Source organism: Halalkalicoccus paucihalophilus (genome assembly GCF_001593955.1).
GTDB lineage: Archaea > Halobacteriota > Halobacteria > Halobacteriales > Halalkalicoccaceae > Halalkalicoccus > Halalkalicoccus paucihalophilus.
On record NZ_LTAZ01000013.1, the window covers coordinates 275659 to 302483 of the forward strand.

18 protein-coding genes and 1 pseudogene are annotated in these 26825 nt (G+C 53.2%); 10 read left to right on the forward strand and 9 right to left on the reverse strand.

The features are described from left to right. Nucleotides 1–131: 131 nt before the first annotated feature. On the reverse strand, nt 132–1985 hold the full coding sequence (locus tag HAPAU_RS16610; protein ID WP_066385028.1) for an aldehyde ferredoxin oxidoreductase family protein: 1854 nt from the start codon (nt 1983–1985) through the stop codon (nt 132–134). A gap of 231 nt (nt 1986–2216) precedes the next feature. Between HAPAU_RS16610 and HAPAU_RS16615 the strand changes: the two genes are divergently transcribed. After that, nucleotides 2217–3554 carry an aminotransferase family protein gene (locus HAPAU_RS16615; protein ID WP_066385029.1) on the forward strand — a complete coding sequence of 446 codons (1338 nt, stop codon included), beginning with the start codon at nt 2217–2219 and terminating at the stop codon, nt 3552–3554. A gap of 53 nt (nt 3555–3607) precedes the next feature. On the opposite strand, the gene HAPAU_RS16620 is transcribed toward HAPAU_RS16615, so the two are convergent. Next, nucleotides 3608–4126: an Lrp/AsnC family transcriptional regulator gene (locus HAPAU_RS16620; protein WP_066385211.1), complete on the reverse strand. Its 519-nt coding sequence runs from the start codon at nt 4124–4126 to the stop codon at nt 3608–3610. A 92-nt stretch (nt 4127–4218) separates the two neighbouring features. Between HAPAU_RS16620 and HAPAU_RS20260 the strand changes: the two genes are divergently transcribed. Then, nucleotides 4219–5670 carry an amidase gene (locus tag HAPAU_RS20260; protein ID WP_084383840.1) on the forward strand — a complete coding sequence of 484 codons (1452 nt, stop codon included), beginning with the start codon at nt 4219–4221 and terminating at the stop codon, nt 5668–5670. Between the two features lie 6 nt (nt 5671–5676). Here the strand turns inward: HAPAU_RS20260 and HAPAU_RS16630 are convergent, their stop codons facing one another. After that, entirely contained in the window at nt 5677–6912 is a 1236-nt protein-coding gene (locus HAPAU_RS16630; RefSeq protein WP_066385032.1) for a Zn-dependent hydrolase, read from the reverse strand. A 309-nt stretch (nt 6913–7221) separates the two neighbouring features. Between HAPAU_RS16630 and HAPAU_RS16635 the strand changes: the two genes are divergently transcribed. The 3 genes from HAPAU_RS16635 (at nt 7222) to HAPAU_RS16645 (ending at nt 11079) form a co-directional block, all read left to right on the forward strand. Beyond that, the gene (locus HAPAU_RS16635) at nt 7222–8382 is read left to right on the forward strand and encodes a M20 family metallopeptidase (protein ID WP_211263612.1); all 1161 of its coding nucleotides are present in this window, start codon (nt 7222–7224) and stop codon (nt 8380–8382) included. A gap of 360 nt (nt 8383–8742) precedes the next feature. Continuing rightward, nucleotides 8743–10176: a sodium:solute symporter family protein gene (locus HAPAU_RS16640; protein WP_066385033.1), complete on the forward strand. Its 1434-nt coding sequence runs from the start codon at nt 8743–8745 to the stop codon at nt 10174–10176. A 156-nt stretch (nt 10177–10332) separates the two neighbouring features. Further along, complete coding sequence (locus HAPAU_RS16645; RefSeq protein WP_066385034.1) at nt 10333–11079, forward strand: enoyl-CoA hydratase/isomerase family protein; 747 nt, start codon at nt 10333–10335, stop codon at nt 11077–11079. 160 nt (nt 11080–11239) lie between these two features. Here HAPAU_RS16645 and HAPAU_RS21190 read toward each other — a convergent pair whose 3' ends face one another. Beyond that, a complete protein-coding gene (locus HAPAU_RS21190) occupies nt 11240–11794 on the reverse strand; it encodes a hypothetical protein (RefSeq protein WP_157078524.1) in 555 nt (184 codons plus the stop codon). Then, nucleotides 11787–13385, reverse strand: coding sequence for a sodium/proline symporter (locus HAPAU_RS16655; protein WP_066385036.1), 1599 nt, complete (start codon nt 13383–13385; stop codon nt 11787–11789). Before HAPAU_RS16655 ends, HAPAU_RS21190 begins: the two co-directional genes overlap by 8 nt. 519 nt (nt 13386–13904) lie before the next feature. Here HAPAU_RS16655 and HAPAU_RS20265 point away from each other — a divergent pair. Further along, a complete protein-coding gene (locus HAPAU_RS20265) occupies nt 13905–14063 on the forward strand; it encodes a YMGG-like glycine zipper-containing protein (protein WP_084383841.1) in 159 nt (52 codons plus the stop codon). A gap of 331 nt (nt 14064–14394) precedes the next feature. Here the strand turns inward: HAPAU_RS20265 and HAPAU_RS16660 are convergent, their stop codons facing one another. Next, the gene (locus HAPAU_RS16660; RefSeq protein WP_084383842.1) at nt 14395–16494 is read right to left on the reverse strand and encodes a glycoside hydrolase family 97 protein; all 2100 of its coding nucleotides are present in this window, start codon (nt 16492–16494) and stop codon (nt 14395–14397) included. A 401-nt stretch (nt 16495–16895) separates the two neighbouring features. On the opposite strand from HAPAU_RS16660, the gene HAPAU_RS20270 reads away from it, so the two are divergent. Next, complete coding sequence (locus HAPAU_RS20270) at nt 16896–17642, forward strand: YihY/virulence factor BrkB family protein (protein ID WP_084383843.1); 747 nt, start codon at nt 16896–16898, stop codon at nt 17640–17642. Nucleotides 17643–18558: 916 nt separating this feature from the next. Next, nucleotides 18559–18658 (forward strand): annotated as a pseudogene (locus tag HAPAU_RS22460) (IS6 family transposase); the annotation flags it as partial. 92 nt (nt 18659–18750) lie between these two features. Here HAPAU_RS22460 and HAPAU_RS23080 read toward each other — a convergent pair. Together HAPAU_RS23080 and HAPAU_RS16665 are read right to left on the reverse strand one after the other, a co-directional pair. Beyond that, nucleotides 18751–19185 (reverse strand): hypothetical protein, encoded by a 435-nt coding sequence (locus tag HAPAU_RS23080; protein WP_084383844.1) that lies wholly within the window; start codon nt 19183–19185, stop codon nt 18751–18753. A 10-nt stretch (nt 19186–19195) separates the two neighbouring features. Beyond that, a complete protein-coding gene (locus HAPAU_RS16665; protein ID WP_066385037.1) occupies nt 19196–19729 on the reverse strand; it encodes a DUF7342 family protein in 534 nt (177 codons plus the stop codon). A 155-nt stretch (nt 19730–19884) separates the two neighbouring features. Here HAPAU_RS16665 and HAPAU_RS16670 point away from each other — a divergent pair, with 155 nt between their 5' ends. Then, complete coding sequence (locus tag HAPAU_RS16670; RefSeq protein ID WP_066385038.1) at nt 19885–20376, forward strand: MOSC domain-containing protein; 492 nt, start codon at nt 19885–19887, stop codon at nt 20374–20376. A 77-nt stretch (nt 20377–20453) separates the two neighbouring features. Here the strand turns inward: HAPAU_RS16670 and HAPAU_RS16675 are convergent, their stop codons facing one another. Next, nucleotides 20454–21638 carry a trans-sulfuration enzyme family protein gene (locus tag HAPAU_RS16675; protein ID WP_066385039.1) on the reverse strand — a complete coding sequence of 395 codons (1185 nt, stop codon included), beginning with the start codon at nt 21636–21638 and terminating at the stop codon, nt 20454–20456. A 289-nt stretch (nt 21639–21927) separates the two neighbouring features. Between HAPAU_RS16675 and HAPAU_RS16680 the strand changes: the two genes are divergently transcribed. Then, nucleotides 21928–26745 carry a beta-galactosidase small subunit-related protein gene (locus HAPAU_RS16680; protein WP_084383845.1) on the forward strand — a complete coding sequence of 1606 codons (4818 nt, stop codon included), beginning with the start codon at nt 21928–21930 and terminating at the stop codon, nt 26743–26745. The last annotated feature ends 80 nt before the right edge of the window (nt 26746–26825 follow it).

Below are 26825 nucleotides of genomic sequence, written 5' to 3' on the forward strand. Positions count from 1 at the left end.
CTTCGCATCGATCGTCTCGTACTCGTCGCATCGACAGTTCGCGTAGTTCGCCTTCTTAAACAAACCTCCTCAGAACATAAATACGTTTGACGGGATCTAAGCCGAGAGCGGTCGTAGTTCACCTGTGGTTCTCAGGAGTTTCCGAATGCCAGATCTAATCGCGAAAGCGTTGAGGTCGTCGGCGCTCCGTTCTCATCCCACCCGCGGAACGCGTAGTACTCCTCAAGCATCGAGTCGAGCTCCTCCGGCGGACAATACATCCCTTCGCTCGGACCATCAGGAATCGGCTCATGCATCACTCGATACGGCAGGGTATCCGACTCGCGATCCGCGACACCACGTTCGACGTTGATCAGTCGTTCGAGGTTGTAGATCCGCTCACCGATCTCCTCGACCTCCTCCAGCGAGAGCTCCCATCCAAGCGCGAGGTTGATCGCATCGCGATACTTCTCGTTGAGCTGATTGCCCCAGCCCGCCTCGCTCACGAATCGACACTGTGTTAGTGAATCCCCGAGCGCAGTGTAATGCTGTGACCGGGCGGCAAATTCCGCAGTTCCGTCGGTCGTCTCGTCATGAATCCCTTGGTATTGGCGCGTGGGACGGGTATCGTGATGTGAGCCGCCACGAGTAGACGTTGCGTACCCGATACTCATGCCTTTCAGCCCGCGTGGCGAGTGGGCGGCGAACTCGAGACCCATCCGTCCGTGCAGGTACTTGTGGGCCTCGTCGTCGAGTTGCTCTGCAACTCGGAATGACCCTTCCGCCAGTACGTCGCCGAATTCTTCACGATGAGCCGTCTGCTTTGCGAGTTCGACGAGGCCCTTGGCGTCACCGAACTCGAGATGCGGCGAGTCCTCATCGGTGAGCAGGCCTTTTTCGTAACACTCGCGGGCGAACGCAACCGTGACGCCCCAACTGATCGTGTCCATCCCCAGCCGGTCACAGAGGTCGTTTGCCTTGATGACGCGCTGGATATCGTAGACGTCCTGCATGGTCGTCGTCCCGAACAGGCTCTCGAACTCGGGAATCTTCGCCTCAGTCAGTCCCTCGCTTTCGACACTGACATGCTTCCCACAGCGAACGGCACAGTTCGCACAGGTCGTGTCCTCGGTGATGTACTCAGCTTTGAGCGTCTCGCCACTGACCGCCTCCGCGTTTTCGTCCGTCGTTTGTTCGGTCTGATTATTTCGCCGGCCGAGTTTCCCCATCTCGTTGATCGGGTTAACGAGTCCCGATGTCCCGTAGGTCTGGAGCATCTCGGTTTCCTCCATGATCCGCCCCATCTGCCCAGTCGTAAGGTCACGGAATTCGGATTCAGCGGCGGCTTCGGGTTCGAACGACCCCTCTCGGATCGCGACAGCCTTGACGTTCTTCGAACCCAGCACTGCCCCGCCACCACCGCGACCAGCAACCCCCTCACGGTCACGGCCTTGGTGGACGAGACACGCATAGCGCGCTTGGTTCTCACCTGCGGGCCCGGCGGCAATGACATGCGTCGAATACCCGTCTCCTTCGCGCTCACGGATCGCCTCACACGTCTCGTAGGTGTCCTTGCCTTGGAGATCAGTTGCGTCCTTGCATTCTGCGCCGTTCTCATTGACGTGGACGTATGAGAGGTCGTCAGCTTTGCCGTGTAATGCGATGAGGTCGAAGCCGGTCGTCTTCTGCGCTTGTGGGAATGTCCCGCCGAATGTGCTGTCGAAAAAGCCGTTGGTCATAGGGCTAATGAACCCTGCGACACCGCGGCTGGTTGACTGAAATGGCGTGGCAGTCATCGGGCCGACGGCGAACACGAGGACGTTTTCGGCGTCGAACGGATCCGAGTCGGTCGGAACGTGGTCGTAAACGAGTTTTGCGGCGAGTCCGTTCCCGCCCAGAAAGCGGTGGGCGTCAGCCGGATCGATCTGTTCTCGCTCGACAGTCCCAGTCTCGAGTTTAACGTGGAGGATCTCGCCCCCGTAACAGGCAGGTAGATCACGACTCATATCGCTTTCACCGGAATGGTTCTCTGTGGTCGAAATTCTATTGTTGTGCGCATATGATACTCGCTACCACAAGCAGTAGAATAAAAGTTCGGAATAAGATGTCCTCTATTCTACTGTAGACTTTTTCTGATGAAGCAGATTCAATATCTACCTCTATCTTCGTTTTTTGTTCCGCCGATACGAGTCTAATGTGAAGATTAATGAATCAACAGTCCGTGCACGAGAGTGGTAATGGCTAGCAATCAGTCGGAACAAGACGCTCCACTCGACATCGAACAGATCGACAAACAGCACGTCTTCGGAACATGGGCATACCAGTCCGAAGTATCCCCAACGCAGGTTGTCGCTGGAGACGGAGTTCGATTCACCGACGCAGACGGGAACGAATTTCTGGACTTTTCGGGACAGTTGATGTGCTCGAATCTGGGCCACTCAGCGGACAAGGTAGCGGATGCTGTTACGGAACAAGTCAACGAAGGTGCGTACTTCGCGCCAGGGTACACGACGGAGCCACGCGCACGACTCGGCCAGAAGCTCGCGGAGGTCACACCAGGAAATCTTTCGAAGACGTTCTTCTCGACAAGCGGCACGGAGGCCGTTGAAGCCGCGATCAAGATCGCCCGAATGTACACTGGCAAGCAGAAAATCATTTCGCGCTACCGATCGTACCACGGCGCGACGTACGGCTCGATCAGCGTTACTGGAGACCCACGCCGTCTGATGGCCGAACCCGGCATCCCCGGAGTGATTAAGGCCCCGGATCCGTACGCATACGGTTCTACCCTCGATCCAATGGAAAGTCTCGAGTATATCGACGAGATGCTGATGCTCGAGGGCGATACGGTTGCCGCGGTGCTCGTCGAGCCAATCGTCGGATCGAACGGAATCCTCGTTCCCCCGGAGGAGTACCTCCCTCGACTCAAGGAGATCGCTCACGACCACGACGCCCTGCTGATCTGTGACGAAGTCATGGCCGGATTCGGACGAACCGGCGAGTGGTTTGGGTCGGACGTCTTCGGCGTCACGCCCGACATCATGACGATGGCGAAGGGACTGAGCGGGGCGTACGTCCCACTCGGCGCGACCATCGTTACCGAGGAGATTGCTGAGCACTTCGAGGATAATATGTTCTGTCACGGTCACACCTATGCCGGTCATCCTGTCGCGTGTGCAGCGGGCTTGGCGGCAGTCGAGACCTACCAGGAAGAAAACCTCATCGAGCATGCAAGCGAGGTTGGAGAGTATCTCGGGAAACAGCTCTCGGAACTCGCGGATGACCATCCAAGTGTTGGTGAGACACGGGGTGTCGGACTGTTCCGAGGAATCGAACTCACCAAGGACGCCGATGGCCGAGTTCCCTTCGGTCAGCGAAAAGACAAGATCTCCAAGGGGAGCACTGTCGTCGACGATGTGAGTAGCGCAGCCGCTGATAACGGGGTGTACGTTGCAAACATGATCAATACCCTCATTATCGCCCCACCTCTACCGATTACGAAGCAGGATATCGACGAAGCAGTCGGAGTACTTGACGAGGCGCTGGTGGTTTCTGACGACGCAATGGAGAGCTAGAACCCCGAGCCAATAGGTCAATAATAGTTTAGCGCTATCGTCTTCGGTTCGGATTACTCGTCGTCCAAAACGGTCTCAAGCATTTCATCAGACATATTGGCGATAGTCTGGTTCCCTGTTTTGATCTCTCGCATAACGAATGTCGAAGACGTTTCGTTGACGCCGTCGATGCCGACGATGGCATCGATCAGATCGTTCATTTGAGAACGGTTTTGCACCCGTGAGTGAACGATGAAGTCCGTATCACCCATCGTATAGAACACTTGATAGACACCATCGATTTCGCTCAATGCCTCACCGATATCGACGGCGTACCCCGATTCGTGAACAACGGAGACTTCAGTGATGATAAGGAGGTTCAAGCCGAGAGCAATCGGGTCGACATCGGCCGAGATTGCCGTAATGACGTTCGACTCCTTGAGCTTCTTCAGTCGGTAGTGGATCGCAGATTTCGAAAGATCAAGTGTATCCGATAACTCTTCTAAATTTACATCGCTATTTTGTTCAACACGCTCAAGGATCGCTAAATCAGTTTCGTCTAATTCGATCGAATCTTGATTCGTGCTCTGCATATCAGCCATATAGGTGGACAATGATGAATGGTTACCGGTTATCGAATGAGTTGTAGAGACAGGCTTTTGATGTAGCCCTGTGGTCGTACAGTATGCCAGCAATCCACAAACTATCGGCTGCGAGCCTTGCTCGTCGAATACGAGACGGAACCGTATCCCCGGTTACAGCGGTTGATGCGCTACTCAACCGTATCGAATCCCGCAATGAACAAACGAACGCATTCATTACGATTACCGACTCGCTTGCTCGCGACGCTGCCAAAGAAGCCGAGCGTGCAGTCGAAAATGGGGCACGTTTAGGACCACTCCATGGCGTACCAGTTGCGGTCAAAGATCTCAACGATGTCGCAGGTATCCGGACGACGTTCGGTTCGGAACTGTTCTCAGACTACACTGCCGAATCGGATGACCTGTTTGTAAGTCGGCTTAAGGACGCTGGTGCGATCGTCGTCGGCAAAACTAACACGCCGGAGTTCGGATTAGGCTGTACGACGGATAATCGCGTTGTAGGGCCGACGAGTACGCCCTTTGCACTCGAAAAAGTATCGGGTGGCTCGTCGGGTGGCGCTGGTGCCGCACTCGCAGACCATCTCGTTCCGCTTGCACAGGGTTCGGATACGGGTGGTTCGATCCGTACTCCTGCTGCGTTCTGTGGGGTCTATGGTTTCAAGCCCTCCTTCGGTCGGGTTCCACGAGCGAACCGCCCGAATGCATTCGCCGATCATACACCGTACTCCCATCTTGGGCCATTGGCACGGACAGTAGAAGATGCCGCACTCATGCTCGATGTCATGGCGGGCCCGCATCCAAAAGACCCGTTCAGTCTCCCGGTTGATGGGACCTCATATCTGGATGCGGTCAATCAACCGATTGATGATCTACGGATAGCGTACAGTCCGGATCTCGGAATCTACCCGATCGACCCTGCCGTTCGTGACGTAATAGACGAGGCCGTACCTGTATTCGAGCGGGCCGGTGCGACGGTTGATCGAGTCGATCCGGACCTTGGCTGTACGCAGGACGAATTGCTCGATGCGTATTACACGTTCATAAAAGTCCACTGGGAGTCCCTGTTCGATGATCTCGAAGAGGTACATGGGTTCGATCCACGCGGCGCGGACCGCGAGAGACTGTATGCAGATACTGTTGAAATTATCCTCGAATCAGACACTGTAACGACCCGTGAGTATACGCAAGCAGACGTCACGCGAACGCGAGTCTATGATGGTCTCATTGATCTATTCGGTAGCTATGATATTCTTCTCACACCGACGACAGCCGTTCCGCCGTTTGATCATGGCGACCATCCAACAACGATTCAGGGGACAGAAATCGAACCGCTGCGCGGCTGGTTACTCACACAGCCGTTCAACCTGTCTGGCCATCCAGTAGCCTCCATTCCAGCAGGGCAGACGGATACCGGCCTCCCCATTGGACTACAGATCGCTGGTCACCGGCACGCAGATGACGACGTGCTCGCGGCCAGTGCAGCCTTTGAACGGAAACGGCCATGGCAAGAGAGTTATCCTGCCCTCAGGGATTGAGAGCGATCAATCACTCGTAGCGAGTTTGTATGCGGCGTTTCCAAGCGTGTTAGCGGCACGATAGCAGTCGTCCCAACTCGTGTATTCCGCCGGGGAATGGCTCTTTCCGTTCTCGCTTACTGCAAAAACCATCCCTGTATCACAAACCGAATCTAGATGCGTCGCATCGTGGCCTGCTCCGGATAGCAATTGGTGGCTTTCGTACTCTAATTCGTCAGCAGCCGACTGGACAGCCTTGATGCAGCGATCGGCGAACTTGACGCTTGGAGCACGCATCGTTTCAGTATAATCCAATTCAACCCCTTCTCGACTCGCTGCCCAGTCTGCTTCTTCCAACACGCGGTCGTATGCTTCCTGGACGACCTCGTCGCTTGGATCACGGAATCCCCACGTGATCGTGACGTCTCCAGGGATAATGTTGACCGAGTTGGGTGAGACGTCCACGTGGCCAACAGTTCCAACGGTTCGATCACCGAGTGTCCCGGGAATTCGGCGAATTTGAGTGATGACATCTGCAGCCGCTACGAGCGCATCGTTTCGGTGGTCCATTGGTGTCGGACCAGAGTGATCTGCTGCACCGTGAAACGAAAGTTCGCCCCAGGTGAATCCGACGACACCCGTGACGACACCGACGTCAGCGTCGACATTCTCTAGAGTCGGTCCCTGTTCAATATGGAGCTCAAGATAGGCTTCGTACGCTTCCTGCGGGGCTGCAGGTGTATCACCGTTGTAGCCAATTCGATTGAGTTCTTCCTCGAATGAGATGCCATCTGCATCGCTTTTCGCGTATTCAGTCTCGAGATCATGGGCTCCTGCCCAGACACCGCTTGCTTGCATCGCAGGTTGGAATCGAGACCCCTCTTCGTTCGTCCAGTTAACGATCTCGATAGGATGTGCGGTTTCGATTTCGCGATCGTTGAGCGTTCGGATGAGTTCAAGTGCAGTGATCACACCAAGCGGCCCGTCGTAGATGCCGCCGTTGGGCTGTGAATCGAGGTGAGAACCGACGAGTACAGGTGGTGCCTGTGGATCCGTCCCGCTCCGCCGACCGAACATATTACCCATCGTATCAATCCGGACATCTAGATCGGCGTTAGCCATCTGTTCACGGAACCAATCTCGGACGGTTTTGTCGGCATCGGAGAGAGCGAGCCGATGAAGTCCGCCATCAGTAGTACCACCTATTTCGGCTTGTTCTTTCATCGTTTCGACAAGTCGATTCTTGTTGAGAGAGATTGTCACGGTCGTACATCATCGGTGTCCCTCCCTCTTGATTTTTGTCCTCCCGTATTGCTATTTCGATAAAAAATCTCCATTAATCGAGTGGAGCATAAATATGATCTTGATGGAATTGAATAGTCATAATCGTATTATTTCAACTTAATTAGCTCCCAGCGGTACAGATAGTTCTATGCTGGTCAGTAAGGCATACTACTAGGAGTAGTGTGAGAAGAATGTTGATCAATAGATACCGCTATATATGGAAAATTTTCATAACTGGTTGGCTACCAACCCAAGGACTAATATACATCGTCTATGTTGTCTTCAGCCATGGTATCGAACAACATAGAAGACGAGTGTATCTCAGTGGTTAGTGAATTAGTACAACGCGAAAGCGAAAATCCACCGGGCAACGAGCAAGCGTGTGCCGAGTATATTGTTGACTGGTTCTCCGATCGAGACATCGAGACACGACTTGTTGAGGAACCGTATGCAGATCGCCCACAAGCTGTAGCAAGGGTTGGCGACGGAAGCCCAACAGTCGTTCTCAACGGTCACATCGATGTCGTTCCTGCTGGGGATCGTGAACAGTGGTCCTATGATCCATATGCTGCAACCGTCGATGGAGAGTATCTCTACGGACGCGGAAGTACGGATATGAAAGCTGGTGTCGCTATTGGAATGCTCACAACTGCTTGGGTCGCCGAACAGATTGACTCGGGAGAACTGTCTGGATCGGTTATCATGCAGGCAGTAATCGGTGAGGAAACGGCGGAACCAGGAACGAAGACGTTGCTAGAGAACGGGTATGATGGAGACTATGGTGTCGTTTTAGAACCAACTGGAATGCGTGCAGCGACAAGCGAGAAGGGATTAGTCTGGTACGAAATTACTGTAGAAGGGGAACCATCTCACGCCAGTCGCCCTGATCAAGGCCGAAATGCGATTCAAGATGCACGCCCCGTTCTCACAGCGCTCACAGAGTACGATACCGATGTTCGGGAGCGAACTGATGAACTCGTTGGGAACGCATATGCAACTATTACGAAGTTTGAGGCCGGAACCAAGGAAAACGTCGTTCCTGAGCGAGCAACAATAACGATTGATCGACGAATGATACCCGCAGAGTCTGTCGAAGAGGTCGATCAAGAGATTGCCGAGTTGCTATCTGGAGTTGAGGAGGAATACAATGTCCAAACAGAATGGGAACGCACACGAACATACGAATCGGCAGCTATTGAGACGGATAGTGACTTAGCGACTGTGTTTCGAAAGCATTCAGAATCCGTTGCTGGCGTCTCAAGTGACCCATTTGGTGTCAAAGCATCAACTGACGTTCGAAATTTCATCAACGACGTAAACACCGAGGCAATCACGTGGGGGCCGGGGGATCTCTCACAAGCGCACACCTATAACGAACGAATCAGCACGCAAGCAGTCGCAAACGGATATGAAATTCTCTGTCGGTCTGTCGAAGAACTGTTGAGTTAGTCACCGATTCAAATTCAATTACAGGTAGCTCTAAGAACAGACGATATACTCCTTTGTTCTATATAAGGTGTGACTACCCTTACAGACTATATTATTTGGTGATAGTTGAATAAGATGGAAGTGTGTGTTTGAATACTGGATAATTTTCTATAAATCGGTAATTTTATAGTATACCATAGTGCATGGGGTAACGTGATATGACAGTACTTGGCATGCCACTGGAGATGTTTTTAGTCTTCGTGGCAACGATCCTGGCAGGCAGCATCGGGGCGATCCATTATGTGATCGTCCACATCATACTCGGCCGTCCGATCGAAGAGCCCCTAACCGATCAAACCGCAGCGGGAAGACCAGTAGAAAATGAGTGAGGTTAACCCATTTTACCTGGCAACCTTTGTTATTTACCTCACGATCATCCTTCTCATCGGTGGTTGGGCCTATCTGAAGACGAACACAGTAGATGATTTTTGGGTCTACGGTAAAGACCTCGGGCCGACGCTTGCTACGTGGTCGTTCGTTGCTAACTTCGTGAGTTCGGTGAGTGTTATTGGGTTCATTGGGGCCGTCTATGCAGACGGTTACTCAATTATGACCGGCGTGATCTTTGGACTCATGCTCGGTATCGGCTGTCTGTATTTCGTTATTGATAAAGTCAGAAATATCGATAAATTCACCTTACCGGATATAATCGCGGAGGTAACTGGCTCCCAGCGAGCGCGGCCAATTGCAGGGGTCGTCCTGCTTGCGAACGCATGGATTTACCTCATTATGCAGCTTACCGGAGCGGGGCTGTTGGTGACAACCATTACGGGAGTACCCTACGAGTACATGATTTGGGTGATCGGGGGTGTCTTCATCATTTATACCGTTCTTGGTGGGCTGGTTAGTGTCGCGTGGACCGATCTCCTGCAGGGGACCTTGATGGTCGTTATGATTACGCTCGCCCTTGCATATATGATTCTAGATATTGGAGGGATCGCTGCGACGAACGCCCAATTTGCAGCTATTAATCCTGGACTCGTCGCCCCGTTAGGTGATGGGGTCTATACCGTTATCGGTGCTATCGCCGGGATTATAGCGTTCTTTGGAACGGTATTTACCGAGCAGAACAACATCGTTCGGATCAGTGCGACGGATAGCGTCAAAACGGCGAAGATCCACATTGCTGCGGCCGGCGTTATTCTCTCGATAATGTATGCGCTGTTGATCCTCCTCGGTGGTGCGACTACAGTCGCGCTATATAACGCAGGTTTGAATGTCGAGAACGTTGATCTGGCATTCCCGGTACTCATCACCGAGTACCTCCCGACGACCGTTGGAATATTCATCATTCTCGCGATCTTGAGTGGAATTCTGTCGACAACCGACACTCGACTGCATTCGTGTGGGATTACTACCGCACGGGATATCTACGATTACTTCGATCCAAATGCCAGTGATCAACGGCTGATGAATATTTCTCGGGTATCGACCATCTTTTTCGGAATCACAGCAACCGCTATCGCAGTTGATCCACCGGGGACAATTCTTGAACTGTATGCATGGCGGGCGGTACTGCTAACAAGCGCGTTTCTCCTCCCGGTTTATCTCGCACTCTATAAACGTGATATCCCTGGAGAGGCCATTGTCCTCTCAATCATTGCAGGAGCAGTTCTCGGAATGGGGTGGGACCTCCTAGAAGCTCCACTCGGATTCCCAGCTGTCTTCGTGGGTCTCAGTGCAGCAGCACTCGCATTAGCGATTGGCAACGTTGCGTGGGGTAGTTCACCAGCACCAACCCCGACTGCTGACTAGCATAGCAACCAATCCATATCATACGGGTGCCTGAGACTTCAGGTGTGCATGTTGATCCCGTCTCAACTGCATTCAGATCTGCTTTGAGAGACCTTTGAGAAACCGCGTCTCAAAGCAGAGGTGTGTATTTATTACGGGTAATGAGTTTGTCAACGTATGATAGAACGTAGCGTTCGTGGTGATGCGGTATGGATCCGCCTAAAGCGCCCGGAGAAGATGAATGCGCTACATCTAGAGGGATGGGCTGATCTCTCCACGGAACTCGAGCGAGCAGCTGATGAAGCGCGTGTCGCAGTGATCACAGGAACAGACCGTGTCTTCTGTGCAGGGGACGATATCGAGACGTTAGCATCGATGGATAGCCCAGAGGATGTGACCAAGCTTGCTGATCGGCTGTACGACGTCTTGTTCGGCATCGAAGAGCTATCGATTCCGGTGATCGCGGCAGTTAACGGACTTGCCTATGGTGGAGGGTGTGAGATGGTCGCAGCGGCTGATCTCGCTGTTGCAGTCGAAGACGCAGCGTTTGCGTTGCCCGAAACACGCATCGGAGCGTATCCTCCGTTCGCTGCCGAGCGATTACAGACGATCGGTGGGAAAAAGCGCGGTATGGAGCTGATACTAACGGGAGAACCGATTAACGCAGAAACAGCCGCCGACTGGGGGCTCATCAATCGCGTGGTCCCTCGTTCAGCATTAGAAGAATCGGTAATAGAATACGTCGATACCATCGCTAAGTCTCCCAAACGTTCAACGCAGTTGGCTAAGCAGCACGCCAACTCCGGAGAGCAGAGTTCTGGTGATCGACATACAATTGCAGGTGCATTTGCACAGATAGCTAGGTCCAAGGAGTGTCAGAGAGCGACTCATGCTTTCCTGGATAAGAGCACGAGTGAGGACTGAGGGACCGGAGGGGAACAGCTACTAGAGATGGTACAGTTCGTCTACCAGAGTTCTCCTGCTTGGCGCCCAGTCGATCATTCTGCAGCGAAGTTCATTGGTTACTACCAGTTGCTGCTTAACAGATTTTGTAAATATAGTTCGTTGAGTAGTACTACAACGGCTACTCGGTTACGCCATGAATACGATGAAATGCACCTGTGACACCATCAACGATATATCGAAGGCAGTTTCCATCGTTGGTTTGACATTCCGTGTGGTAGAAGGGGCGGTATCGACGATAACTGTTCTGCTGAGTCAACGTTATCGACCGACTGATAGTCAATCGTCGATGGATAATCGTTGTAAGGTATGAACGAGCAGTTTCGAGTACATCATCGTGCTTAATAGGGAGAATCTGATCAGTGGGAACCGATTTAACAGTCAATTCTGGCTTGTCGTCAATGAGGAGTGCTTTCTTGCGACAAAGATCGACACCACAGACGAGTTCTTGATCGAGAGAATTGAACAGCGCCTCTGCTTGCACTCGGAAATGAAATATTTGATATGGATAATATAGCGTTTCGATTACCGTTGTCTGAACGAGATCATCATCAGTTGCTGCAAGTAGTGATTCTGCTTCCTCTCTCCGTATTTGCGTCGGGAACACAGTAAGTTCGGCTGTCTCCGTCCGCTCCCTTACGGAATCATCTGATCCGGGGGAGGTGAGTTCAGTCATTGGTCGTCCCAAAGGAGCTCGAGTGTGGTTCCTGAGTGAGATCCCGTTCCGTGATAAACTCGCTTACAGAGCGTGCTTCAGGTGCAAGCGATCGAGCCGATGCACTTGCAGTACCTGCGGGCGTGTCAACCGAGATGCGTGCATCACGAACGATCGTCACTACCTCCTCGTTCGGTGGTTCGGTGAGGAGCGTTACAACTACCATCAATATCGCCGAAACGACGAGGCCAGCTAAGAACGGATGAACTGCGGTTGTAGTTTGGAGATCAAATGCAGTCCAGATAACGTTCGTTCCGGACCCAGTAAGCATTGCTGCGAGTGCCCCTTTCCAGTTAGCTCGATCCCAGTATATGCCCGCAACGTTTGGTACGAGGAATGCGGTACCAAGTCCTCCAAATGCAAAGATTACGAGTTCGAAAACGCCTGGTGGTTGGATAGTAGCAACTACAACCCCCAGAATCCCGATTGCAAGGACCAAGATCCGTGACCAGAGGAACATACGATCATCAGAGATATCGCTAGTAGCGAATCGCTGAACGACATCACGAGAAAGGATCGAACCAGCCATCATAAGAAGTGAATCAGCAGTACTCATGACGGCAGCCATCAGTGCAGCAAGGACAACTGCAGCAACGACAGTCGGGAGAAGATCAAGTGCGAGAGTTGGAATAGCCATCTCCGGATCTTGGAGATTCGGCAGAAGAACGATCGCCATAAGACCCAGCAGATAGGGCTGATAGATGAAAAATGTGTTATAGAAGACATTCCAGATAGCTGCTCGCTTTGTCGTATCAGGATTATCCATACTCAAGTGACGAACAACGGCATGTGGTAGTCCCATATATCCTACTGCATAGATGAGAATTGCCCCGATAATAACGCCATATTCACCAGCATGGCTATTTCCTTGTCCCCAAATCGAAAGATACGTGGGATCTATTGCGGCAATACTGGTGAACAATGCTGTGGGGCCGCCAATCTCGAAGAGACCTGCGATAAGAATGATATTGATTCCGACTGCCATTACAATCGCTTGGAATGCATCCGTCCACGCAACGGCAAGGTAGCCACCAACAAACGTATAGAGAATGATGATCCCAGCACCAATCATGAGTCCGTACAAGAAGGGCAACCCACTGATCACCTCAATAGCTTTGCCAGCGGCGATGAACTGAGCGAATACGTAGGCAGCTAAGAACACAATCGAGATACTTGCACCAGCAATACGAATACTCGGATGTGGGTATCGATCTTCAAGCCATTCGATCGGTGTTAGTGAACCCATTGCCTCGGTAACCCGCCGAAGGTTTCGGCCCAATACAGCGAGATTCACAAGACCTCCACCGAAGTCTCCGACAGCATACCAGAGTGCCCAGAGCCCTTGTTGGAACGCTAATGCGGGTCCACCCATGAACATAAAGCCACTCATGGATGTTGCTTGGAGAGTAAGCGCCGTGACGCCACCTCCGATCGTCCGTCCACCAAGCAAGTAGTCACTCAGATCATTCATATAGCGACTGGCAATGATCCCAAAGCCAAGGAGACCAAGCAAATACAGGATAAATGGAGCGACGAGCGTCCACTGTACCATTATTGACGTCCTCCAGTATCTTTATTGAGTGCCGATTGAGCCCGTTGTCGATTCCGCTTGTCGTTTTGGTTCATCCGATAGAGAGTAAGGATGGCAATAGCCCACCAAAACGGGATCCAACCGAAGAGAAGTACTACTGTAGACCAATCAAGACCGAAAATCATTCTGCCACCACCTCTATACTACATGTATTTCCCACATTATTGAAATTATGTTCAATAATCTCTAGTGTTCCCCTATTCGGACCGGATAATATGCATCGCATACTGTGGCAAGTGGTACCATTATACTAATAAATATCGATTTGATACTCGGTATTCCGTTTTGTATTATGTGCTATGTTTTTTGGCGAATCCGCGTTTGATGAGATCGTCGAGGTTTGGGTACAGACGGTTGTGAGTGCACTCTCAGAGGATTCCTTGAGTCGTGATAGCTGCCTCGCTGTCTGTCGGGCGTCAAACGTCTCGTAGCGGTCTTCGTACCGTCTAGTTTTATCCCGTTGCTGCTCAACAGGAGTTGATGAATGTGAACGCCAAGGGTCGGGTGAACCGCGCGAAATATGCAGCGATTGGTGCAGCTAGTGGGGCTGCCATTGGTGGGTTGGTCAGTCGAAACGCAGCACGGACAGGCGCCAGCATTGGTGCGTTCGTTGGTGCAACGATTGGTGACAGCCGCTAGTTGGCATCCTTGTCATCGCTGTTGGATGAAGGCTCTGGCAGGCACCACGAGCACGAGTGAACCCGGATCGAGTCGAGTAGGGTAATTTATTTTTCGGATTTAATCCTTTTTTGCGGTGAATATCACGTTGTGCATTGCTGCCTTCTATGAAAAGAGCACTCTCGATATCGTTGGTAGCATATGTTTTCGCACGGTCGAAGACTTCGGTCTGAAGATGGCTCGCAGAGGGCCCGTAAACCGCCACGGGGTCAAGCCCCGAGGCACTCGCCTTGCTTATCTGTAGACACAGACATAAAAATCCGGATCACTGTACGTTCCTAGGCGATACCCATCAGTCGCGAGGGGATAACTGAGCTACAAAACCACCATTCTCAGGTACTGAGACTGAGATCGTTGCGTCAGCCGTGCTGACCTGAGTTCGTGAGTGGAGTGAAGAGGTACTAGGGGTGTCGCTGCTAATAATGATATTATACTGCTGATCATCCGGAAGGAATGAAAGTGGGATCTTTGTAGTGTGGCGATCTCCAGCAGAGATATGCCCAATGAACCACTGCGTACCATCACAGCGAGCCACTGTAATCTCTTCACCAGGATACCCATCAATGAAGATTGTCTCATCCCAGACAGCAGCGACTTCGCTCAAGAACTGCTCGGCGACTGGGTAACTACGATAACTCTCTACACTATCGGCTAGATGCTGAAGATCTGACTGAAATACGACTGAGAGAGCGAGTTCATGACCACGTGTCGTCTCAGCGGCACGTTCGGCATCCTCATATCGAGATGAGAGCGTAACCGGCGTATAATCCATCGGACCAACGACGTTCCGCGTATAGGGGAGAATGAGGTTATGACTTGGCGGCATCTCTTCCCACCCGTACGATTCAGCCCCGCGCACCGCTTCCGATGTCAATAGATGTGGCCACGTGCGCCGTCGTCCTTTTGGAAGCGTCGAGCCGTGAAAATTCACCAACAGTTCGTGCTTCGCCGTCGCTTCAAGAATATCGTCATACCACTGCATTCGATCCTGACGATCAGCGTTCATATAATCGATCTTGATACCGCTCACACCCCACGATTTCAGTTGTGAGAGAAGCCGTTCCCGTTTTGTCTCTGTATCAAGATCGTACCAGACCATCCACGCGATAATACCGACGTCGCGTTCGTTCGCGTACTCAACCAAGTCAGGCATCCATTCGCGGCGCCAGCCACGATCGACAAGTGTGTACTCCCACCCCTGTTCTGCAGCATAGTCGACGTACTCTTTTTGTGTTTCAAAATCACGCGGACTATCGCCGTCCGACCACCACGACCAGTTTACGATACCCGGCTTGATCCACGAGGTATCTTCGACCTCGGAAGGATCACTGAGTGCCGCGACGAGGTCAGATTCGACTACGGTCGGGAGGTCGCCAACGATAGCAACTCGCCATGGCGTCGCTAATGGAAGGGTTGTATCGACGACTTGTGGAAGCCCATACGTCCCGGCGAATCGAAGCTCGAACAACGTTGAGTTCTCATCATAGTCAAATTCCTCATTACCAGGTACGATTTCGTCCTGATCGTCCTTGATGCCTGGTCGTGGTTCGGACTCACCGTTTTCAGGTGGCGCATAGGCTGCGAGATGCGATGCACAATAGCTCCCGTTTACGTTTGCTTCGGTAACAAGGGTGTATGTCTCGTCATCTACTTCGAATAAGCATGGGAAGGCAAAGTTGCCCCCTGCAGATTCTACATCCTTCTCTTCCCAGAGCCCTTCGTAATTGTTTGCAAATTCATGAAGCCAAGCTGTTGATCCTTCTGGGATTTGAAATGCACTCACTTCCTTATCAACGAGTACATGGCCCTCCCCCGGGAGATGGTATCGGTATGCGACGCCTTCATTTGATACAGCTAACTCGAGTTGCATAACGCCGTTCGGCGATCCGAACGTGAGCAGACCAATACGAGCGTGAAGTGTTTGTGGACCCGATTCATCACCACCAATGGTCTCGTATTCTTGTGTTACTGTCTCAACGTGCTGATTTTCCAAAGAGAGACTAGTAACGAATTGTCCCATATAGGTTGTAATACCCAATGGTGAAGGCTCGATCACTGTCGTTTCGTCGTAGTCCACTGTGAGCGATGCGATTTGTCCGGATGGAAGGTCATCATTGAGATCAGTCGAAGGACCTAGTTCAACGGTTGCCTCAATACTCTCGTCTGGACTGGCTATCGATACCGGCTCACGATTGTCGCTTGTAGCCGCTGCTGGTCTACTAAACTCGTCTATGCTAGCTATACCTGCAACTGGTCCAAGGGCGGCTGCACCTTGCAGCACCGAGCGTCGAGTAATCGGAAGGTGATTGGATTCCTCGGCTTCGTCTACAATTTTCCTTCCGTTGCTAGTGTCTTTTCTCAGTTTCTTTCCATGACGATCAGTATTAACCATCTTCCTATATTCTTATTTTCTTTGTATTAATACTGAGGTTCAATGTAGTGTACTTGAGTTGGTAGCGGGTGAAACCAGAGCGCCAGCAGTAGAGTGACCGCCGGCGTACTGCGATTCGAGTCTGTTGGAAAATAGGGTGCTTGTTCCCGGTGATATCGTCGAATTCTGTTCGGCCCAAAAGCCACCCCGAGAGGAGTGGCAGATCGATCCGCTGGCAGAGTGCTGGCAAGTTTGAGTAACGGACCAGACCGGTCGGTCAAACAATGGTAAGTAATTGCATGATGGTGAGGAGGGTTCGTTTACGGGTGTCTAAGGAGATTTTTCTGCAAATAGCGAGTTGGCGATTCTGAAAACTGCAGATTCCTCTATACTTACAAGAGCGGCAATTGACTTTGGTGAATATGAGTCTGTACACCCTTGGGCAAACACTTCTTACTACTGCTCGAAAGAAACATCTCACATTTCTGGCTGCAAGTATTGCATTTTATGCATTCCTCTCCGTGATTCCAGTGCTAATTCTTATTCTCGTTCTCGGAACCGCTATCGGTGAAGAGGCATTTGCAACGAGGGTTATTGGAATCGTAGAGGATATTCTCTCACCAGCTGCTACGGAGACATTAAAAGAGACATTGAACAGCCAAACAGGGAGTTCAATTGGAGTGCTTGGAATTATCGGCTTATTGTGGAGTTCATTATCGGTCTTCCGTGGACTCAATATCGCCTTTGTGGAAATTTACGACGATCACAAATCTATTCCCCTGTATACCCAGCTCCGAAACGGGATTATTACAATTCTTTCTATCGGCTGTATGATCACAGCGATTACTGTAACAAGCGTTTTCGTTCAATTACCGATCGTGCCTCGTTGGATGATTATGTTTGTACTTCTGTTTGTCCTGTTTTATCCGATATATTATCTTCTTCCACCACTGTCTGTCTCTTTACGAAGTATTTTCCCGGGAGTAGCATTGGCAGCAATTAGTTGGCTTCTTTTGCAAGAAGGATTTCGGGTGTACACTGCGATTTCGAGTAAATCTGCATTGTACGGTGCACTCGGTACAGCCTTTCTCCTCTTACTCTGGTTCTATGTGGCTAGTATCTTCTTGTTATTAGGAGCAGCTCTTAATGCAATACTATCGTCACAGTGAACGGTCGTTCAGTACTATTCTTGTGCGCTAGACTGCTGTGACCCGCGGTGAGGTCATCGATATCGCTATGCTACTCCGTTTGTAGGTGACATCGACTGCTTCTTATTGGGATCGTGTAATCCCAAAGACTTGGCCAAGGGTGGCTACTCTACCCCGTTTGTAATCACACATAGACTGCTCGATTCGGGGTCAGGTTCTCACACTGACCCCGATGCAGTCTTGTGGTCTCCATGATGACACACGTTTTTATGTCCGATTCGCCATTACTTCGTCCTTCGAAAACCTCTCCGAGTTGGAGAAGCTCATTATGAACGGGAGGGGGGATGTCCGGTAGTGCCGATCGGCCGGCAGTCATTTGGCCGCAGTAACTCGTAGCACCCCAACTGTATTAATTACTATGTCTCTATACAAGATGTACACTGTCTGTCTTGTGCAACAATCTCCGGACCACAAAGGATTGTTGCACAAGGTGAAGGGAGCGAAGGGCTATTAATGGTCGAGAATACGCCATATCATGATAGATTTAATAGTTAGCAGTATGCTATTGTTCGATAGGGTCCACGCCCAAATGAGAGTGTAGGACTGAGGCCATAGTTGACTCCTGCACTCCACTGCAGTGCTCAGGCGTGTATACCCTTCTCCAGAACACACCAAATAGCCGAATTATAGCATCTTTGATGGAATTTTGAAGTAGTAAGATTATCCACGCCTGTGCATATACTAATAGCCTACAAGGAAATATATACTCTTTGCATTCAATGTTAACGATAAACGCTTATGGAGTAGCAATCAAACCAGATGGAAAAGGGAATCCCGAGAGCAGTTGTTACGTTCCTAGTAATTAACATATATCCGTGTCTACTATTCCATGGGAGGGACGCCCCCCTCCTGCTCCCGGCTACGGCCTCAGGGCCGGGAGTCTGCGTTTCACACCTTCAAAGTACGCATCGACCGCTTCCATACTTCGTGGGCTGGGCAGTCGGGCGAGCATCTCTGAGCGGCTTGAACAGTTTATCTTTGATAGTTGCAATACCCGTTCCTCAACGGAGTGAGCGAAGCGACGGGGAAGCCCCACCCTCAACGCGCGAAGCGCGTAGGGTGGGGTAGTTCACTCGTTCCAGAGGGCTGTGATTCGCTCTTCGATCTCCGTCAGGACCAGCGCCAGTACGTCGCGATAATCGGCTGGCCAGGATCTGTCACCACCAGGTGTTGCGGCAGACGGAGGTGGATGGAAATGATCCCGTGTATTGTGAGGGTTCGGATGGCGATCCCACCGACACTCCCATGCGTGGTTTGAATGGACCTCTCGGTAATGGATTTTGAAGTCGTCGTTCGTATACCAGCGAACGGCCAACTGTGCGTTGTTGACGATTGCGGGGTAATAGGTCGCGGTAAAAATGACTTGGAGTTCGAGATGCCCGCTTGAATCTGTGATTGTCGCGCGGGCAACCTGGTCCGTGGCTTGGAGCCGCGTCTGCAGAAACTCGAGAATCGGACGGTCAATCGGAGCGGGGCTTCCGCTATTTCCTCTCGGCGGGACCATTTAGAGACGATTATCCAGAGGCCTGTTCGGTTTCAGTACTGGCACGTTGCTGGCGGGCGCGTTCGTAGCGCTTGCGCTCTTCGCGAGCGGTCGTCCAGTCGCCGAAATCACTATAGATATCGTCGATCGTTCGGTCCCCATGCTTCTCTCCGGCGGCGACAGCGTCGACGGCCGCTGGTGTTGTGGCGTCGTATGTTTCCTCATACTCGTCGATACGCTCCGTTAGCTCGCGGACTCGCTTCTGGAGTGTGTCCACGGAATGTTCGGCTGCAAGCTGGTTGATGCGGCGCCACTCGAAGTAGGCATCGTTGCGCTCGTACGTGGTTGGGTGGCCGTCGTAGCGCGTAACGATACCGAGGTCGGTAAACCAGCCTAAATATTTCCGGGCGGTTTTTGGATCACATTCGACTCGCGTGGCGATGTCACTTGCTGTCGTCGGCTCCCGTGTTTGGAGGATCGTCCCGTAGATGCGTTGTTCGACGTCATCACCGCGAAATGGATCCTCGAACGAAGGTGGAGAATCGCCAGATTCTGTATTAGACATAGTTGATCTTGCGTAGCAGGAGATATAGTTCTTGCTCTCTGGAATAGTTTCCTATTTCCTTGGGGCGTTGTCTCTATCTACTGTTTCTAATAGGGTTACCTTGCCAACACTACCTACAGCCGAGCGTTTATATCCTATTAGACGGCATACCACGCATGACTGGGAGTGGCACCATCGGACGGGTTTTTGTTGCACCTGCGGCTAAAGCCGAAATGGATGAACAGACCGAGGTTGAAGCGATCGCTGGACAGGGACTCCGAGGTGATCGCTACTTCAGCGAAATCGAGACGGGAACCTTTGTCGAGTGGGAACCAGATGAGGAACGTCACGAGGGGTACGACCTCACATTGATCGAGCAGGAGGCTGTGACTGCAATCGAACGTGAAGCGGGAATCGAACTCGCACCGGGTGAACATCGACGGAATATCGAAACCCGTGACGTTGCACTCAATCATCTCGTTGGACAACGATTCCGCGTCGGTGACGCCGTCTGTCGAGGAAATCGACTGTGTGAACCGTGCAACCACCTTCAGCGCATCACGCAGGACGGCGTACTGCAGGCGCTCGTTCATCGAGGCGGGCTCCGAGCGGATATTCTTGAAGACGGACTGATTCGCTCCGGAGACGTCATCGAGCCACTCGACTAATTCATACTCGTTCGTTTGGGGACGATTCGTGTCCTCGCTTACGAATCGGGATAGTCGAGAGGAAGGGAGTTGTATGTCTACGGGAGCGCCGACAGAAGGTCCTCGCAGAGATCGTCGACATCTTCGATGCCAACTGATAGACGGACCAAGGTTTCGGGAATGTCTGTAGTGGCTGATTCGTGGCTGCCCTCATCGGGGCGCATTAATGAGGGTACCTCAACGAGGCTCTCGACGCCACCCAGACTGGTCCCAGGGGTGAACACTGTAAGCCCCTTAACGAACGCTTCGATTTCGGTGAGCGAGCCGTCGAACTCGAAGGAAAGCATCCCGCTATACCCCGACATTTGCTCGGCTGCGAGGTCGTGTTGCGGGTGACTCTCGAGGCCTGGATAATGGACGCGGCTGATTCGGTCATGGTCTTCGAGGAGGCGAGCGACCGCTATCGCATTCTTCTGATGATGCTTCATCCGTGCTGGCAGCGTCTTAATGCCCCGCGCGACGAGATAGCAGTCAAACGGCGAGAGCACGTTTCCGAGTCCAACCTGCTGGGCAAACGCCAGTTGCTCGAAGATATCATCATCGTCGGTGATGACGGCCCCACCGATCGAATCTGAGTGTCCATTGAGGTACTTGGTGGTACTATGGACGGCGATGTCGGCGCCCAGTTCGAGCGGCGATTGGAAATACGGGCTTGCGAAGGTGTTGTCGACCCCCAATGGGACACTGTGGTCGGTGGCGATGTCGGCTATCGAACGGATATCACACAGCCGCATCAGCGGGTTCGTCGGTGTCTCTACCCAGATCAAGTCGGTATTCGAATCGACTGCCTTGGCGATGTTTTCTGTCTCGCGGGTGTCGACGAACTCGACATTGACGCCGAGGTGTCCGGCGACCAGCTTCGTGAGCAGTTTCTCAGTCCCGCCATAGATAGCGTCCGACGAAACGAGGTGGCCTCCTGGCGGTACCAGCGATAGCATTGTCGTCGAGATAGCGGCCATCCCCGAGGCAAACGCCAGCCCATGCTCACCACCTTCGAGGCGAGCTACCTGCTTTTCGAGAGCTGCCCGTGTCGGATTGCTCTCACGCGAGTATTCGTGCTCGTTAGCAGCGCCCGTGCCGGCCCATTCGAAGGTGGTTGAGAGATGGATGGGCGCGACGACGTCACTCGTGCTACCGTGGCTGGAATGCGTTATGTCCTCGGCTGCGCCGACAGCGATAGTCGCGAATCGGTTCTCGTTGATTTGGTTATCATATCGTGACATAGGTGATGTTTGGAGAGGACTGTATTCAGTACAGTGTCTCCGACAGCTGCCAGAGAGGTAGAATAGTCGTTCAGCAACGTCTCCATCTGTCTGTAGCGCTCGATACCCCTACCAGTTTATCTACGGTGGTAGCCAGTCGATGCATCAAGTAGTGAAGTGCTCTTTCAGGCATACCATTCCTTGTACATTATTATTAAGTAGTCTCATAAGAATTTTAATGTTGTATGGAAATATTAACACCATCAAATGTTAACAGACTCATAATTATATGCGGAAACAAGACAAAAATATGAGTGGAACGGATGATTCGACAGAGGACGGACCAGTAGAGCACCGATTCTCGACCTCTCGGCGGCGATTCCTGCAGGTGACCGGTCTGGCAACAGTAGCTACCGGGAGTACCATTGGAGCCGCCGTAGGATCGCCGAATACTCTATCTACTCTCCCTCCGGGTAGGATCGACGAGGGAACGCTCTCGTCGTACATTGACGATCCAGCAGTCTTTGAGGAAAACCACGAACCGCCACACGTTACGACGACTGTCCCATTCGAATCAACCGATCAGGCCATCGACTCGGATTCTCCCTACGAATGCTTAGAGACGCGATTCAATCACTCTCCTTATTTCCAGTTACTCGACGGAGACTGGCGATTCAAACGGTATGAGAACTATGCGTCGGTTCCAGATTCTCACGATGATATCGACTGGGATGAAATCGCCGTGCCGAGCAGTTGGCAGACCCAAGGGTTCGGCCAACGGCTGTACATCAATACCGACTTGACGTGGAACCACTACGATCCCCCTTCCGACGCGAACCCCGTTGAGGAGGTTCCTCTAGAAAATAACCCAGTTGGTGTCTACCGTCGCTCGTTCGATATACCTGCCGAGTGGGACGGTCGCCAGACATTCCTCCATTTTGCCGGCGTGAAACAGGCGTATTTCGTCTGGATCGATGGCCAATACGTTGGCTACCATCAAGGGTCGATGACGCCTGGCGAATTTGACGTCACTGAATACGTCACACCTGGTGGGACACACGACGTTACTCTACAAGTATATCGCTTCTCGGACGGCGAAGCGATCGAAACCCAGGACATGTTCCGTTACTCAGGGATCTTCCGGAGCGTCTCTCTGTACTCAACGCCGGCGGTTCATGTGCGCGATTTCTTTGTTCGGACTGACCTTGACGACGAGTACGAGGACGCAACGCTGCGAGTTGACGCCGAACTCACGAACAACAGCGAGGAAACCGGTGAATACGAGCTTCGAGGATGTCTTTATGCGCCTGATTCAGATGGACCCCGACGCGGTCCACCCGAGGAAACGCCCGGACGCGGCCCACCGGACGACAGACCGGGCCACAATCGGTCTAATGATTTCTCAGGTCGTGGGCCACCTGCAGGTGACGCGGGTAGAAGCCCATCCAAAGCCTCCAGTCGCAGTTCGTCGAAAAGTGGGTCAGTTGGTCGAGAGGTCGCAACGCTGTCTGGATTAGCCAGAATTGACGCTGATGGAGCCCACGTTTCGCTCGAAACCGAGGTAAGCAACCCGGAGAAGTGGTCTGCAGAGGACCCAACACTGTACACACTGGTTCTGGAACTCGTACCAATTGGCACGTCTGAAAACAAGGACGATCCCAGCGAAGTACTGCTTGAGAAGGTCGGATTCCGAGCATATGAAGGCGAGCGCGGCGAGCTGAGTTCCGCGTGGCACGTTAACGGTGAGCCGATGAACATCCGGGGGGTGAACCGCCACGAAACCGACCCCGATTACGGTCGGTACGTCCCAATCGAGACCTTGCGGACGGACTTCGAGGTCATGAAACGGTTCAACGTCAACTCTGTGCGGACCTCTCACTACCCCAATGATCCGTCGTTCTACCGATTAGCCGACGAGTACGGGATCTACGTTCAAGACGAAATCAACGTCGAGACTCACTGGTGGGAACAGATGGCCGCCAACGTCGACATATTCGACGAGCAGATCCTTGCCCGGTGGCGACGCATGGTTCAGCGCGACAAGAATCACGCCTCCGTGTTCGTCTACTCGACGGGCAACGAGGCCGGTACGGGTCCACCACACCTCGCGATGGCTGCCTACAATCTCGGCGAGGAGAACGCAGACAGAATCCCCGATACTTTCGAGGCTCACCACCTTTCAGGGGCCGACGACGCAGATCGTGTTGGCGAGGAGCTCGACCTCGAGCCTCGCGGAGTCGATACCACCCGCCAGCTCTACCACCAGCCTAACGGCGGCGGCTGGACCATCGACTATAGCGACATGCTCGGGCCGCGCTATCCCATGCCCGATGGGATGGTGAGCGAGGGCGACGGGTCCGGGCTTGGCGATGGCCTGCGGCCCGTAATGATGGGTGAGTATAACCACGCGATGGGCAACAGTCTCGGGCTAATTCACAAGATGTGGTCCGAGTATATCCAGCCCCCAGTCCGCCAGGCACGCGACGGTGCGGGTGAAAACGACGGCGTCCTCATCGGCAATCCAGAGGTCACTGGCGACGGCCAGATCGTTTTCCACGGCGAGGATCACATCGAGGTCCTCGGCGTCGAGGAAATCGCGTCTTCCGAATCGGGCTTTACCGTTGAAATTGTCGCCCGGGAGATAACTGATGGGACTCCGCTCGTTGTCGCCGATGGCTACGCGCTGGCGGTCTCCGACGGCGAGATTGAGTTCTCAGTCGGCGACGTGTCAGTCTCGGCGTCTGTGCCGATCGGAGATGGCTGGCACACCCTTGTGGGCGTCTACACGGGTGACGAACTGCGATTATACGTCAACGACGAGCAGGCGGGTGCTGAGGATCATTCGGGCGATACCCTTGAGGCCAGTAGTGACTTGTGGATCGCCGGCGATCCCAATACCGATAACGAGACGGGCGTCACGCTCGATTCGGTGGCCCTCTACGACGTCGTCCCCGATGGAGATGAGTATTCTTCGCCAAGAGACGCGACGCTGTCGTACGACTTCGCCGAGCTCGCGCGCGATAAGAGTCTACAGGGTGGGTGGATCTGGGATTGGGTAAACCAAGACCTGAACGACAAGACCGAGGACGGCGAACCGTTTCAGTTCTATCATCTCGAAGGGCCCGATGGGGCATTCTGTCTCAACGGTACCCTCTGGTCGGATCGCACCCCACAGCCCGAGATGTGGGAACTCAAGAAGAGCCACCAGCCTGTCGGTTTCGCTGCGCGCGCGGTCGAGAACGGCGAGATCTATGTTACAAATTACTTCGGGTTTACCGACCTCGACGAGTTGGACGTGACGTGGGAGCTGACCGCCGACGACGAAACTGTCGAGTCGGGCGAGCTCGATCTCGACGTCCCGCCAGGCGAGACCTACTCTGTCACCGTCCCCTTCGAAGAACCCGACCTCGAGGCAGGCGTCGAGTATTGGCTCGATATCTCGGCTTGTCTCACCGAGGCGACCGATTATGCCGACGCCGGCCACGAGGTCGCCTTCGAGCAGTTTGCGGTACCGTTCGACGTCCCCGATCCGGAAACCGAGAGTACAGAGGACATGCCAGCGCTGTCGATCTCGGAATCCGACGAGAGGATCACGGTCGGCGGTGAGGGCTTTGAGTATGTCTTCGACACGGGGCTCGGGACGCTCGCTTCAATGGAGTACAATGGAACCGAGTTGCTTGATCGGGGCCCGCTGCTGAACGCCTGGCGTGCGCCGATCATGAACGAACTTCAGGAATGGGGCGGCGCACAGGCGCCCGATTGGTACGATGCCGGGCTCAACGATCTGAACCACGTTGTCGAGTCGATCGATGTCGATCAACCGGAGGACGCACTTGCTCGCGTCACTGTCGAAGGCTTCGCAGAGGGAACCGCCGAAGACGAGGGGCTTGTCACACCTGATGGGTCTTCAACGGAGGCTGACGGCGTACTCCGAGGCGGTCCTGAGATCGTTGAGGGCGCTTCCGGCAGCGCGGTTGCGCTGGATGGAGAGGACGACTACATTGAGGTCGGTACGCCCGATGCCCTCGATTTCACCGAGCCGGGATTCACCCTTGAGGTCACCTTCCAAGGAATCGACGACGCTGAGCACGGTCCGTTGGTCGCCAAGGGTGACTACCAATACGCGCTGAAGACCGCTGGCGGCGATGCCTTCGAGTTTTTCGTCTACGATGATGGTTGGGTCTCAATGCAGGCGCCGATCCCCAACGAGGCTCGTGAAGGGTGGCACACACTCGCAGGCGTCTGTGCTGACGACGAATTCCGGCTGTACCTCAACGGCGAACGGTTGGCCACCGAGAGCCATTCGGTCGGAAACATCGACTCAAGCAGCGCGCCGGTCCGGATCGGCCAGAACGCTGATCAGGACCGCTACACCGAAACGACGATCGATTCGGTGGCCGTCTACGACATTGCGCTCAATGATGAGGAACTCGCGACGGAATTCGACGAACCGCCGGAGAACGCGGTACTGTGGTACGACCTTGATGAATTCGAGGAGGCTGAGGGCGAAGGCTACGGGCCTGGATTCGCGACGCGGTACACCTACGCGGTCTTCGGGACCGGCGAGATCGTCCTTAATGTCGAATCCGATCCCAATGACCGACTCCAGAGCGCGATCAGCGACTGGTTACCCAAGGTAGGCGTCCAGCTTGAACTGCCCGAATCGTTCGGCGAGTTCGAGTGGTACGGTCGCGGCCCCCAGGAGACGATGCCTGACCGCAAGTGGGGCGTACGCGTCGGTCGATACTCGGGGTCGGTCGCTGAGCAGTACGTCCCCTATCTCCCACCGCAGGACAACGGAAATAAGGCTGAGACCCGCTGGGCTGCCGTTTCGAACGACGATGGCGTCGGTATCGCGGCCAGTGGACATCCTGAGATGCACGTCAGTCTCGAGCAGTACGCAAATCTAGATGAGGCGAATCACCAGTACGAACTCGAAGAGCGCGGATCGATCGGATTCAACCTCGATCATGCAGTGACTGGTGTCGGTGGGACACCGACTACCCCATTGCCTGAGTACCAGGTTCAGCCCGAAACGATGGCTTTCACAGTCTCGCTTCGGCCGTTCACTAATGAGGATCCAATGGAACTAGCAAAGCGGCGCCTTCCGAAACCCAATCGAGAGTAGCCGACCGGTGAAATTGGGCTCGGCGATCGCCCGCAAGTCGGCCTAGATGAGGCCGACAGCCATCCTCTGAGCACAAAAAC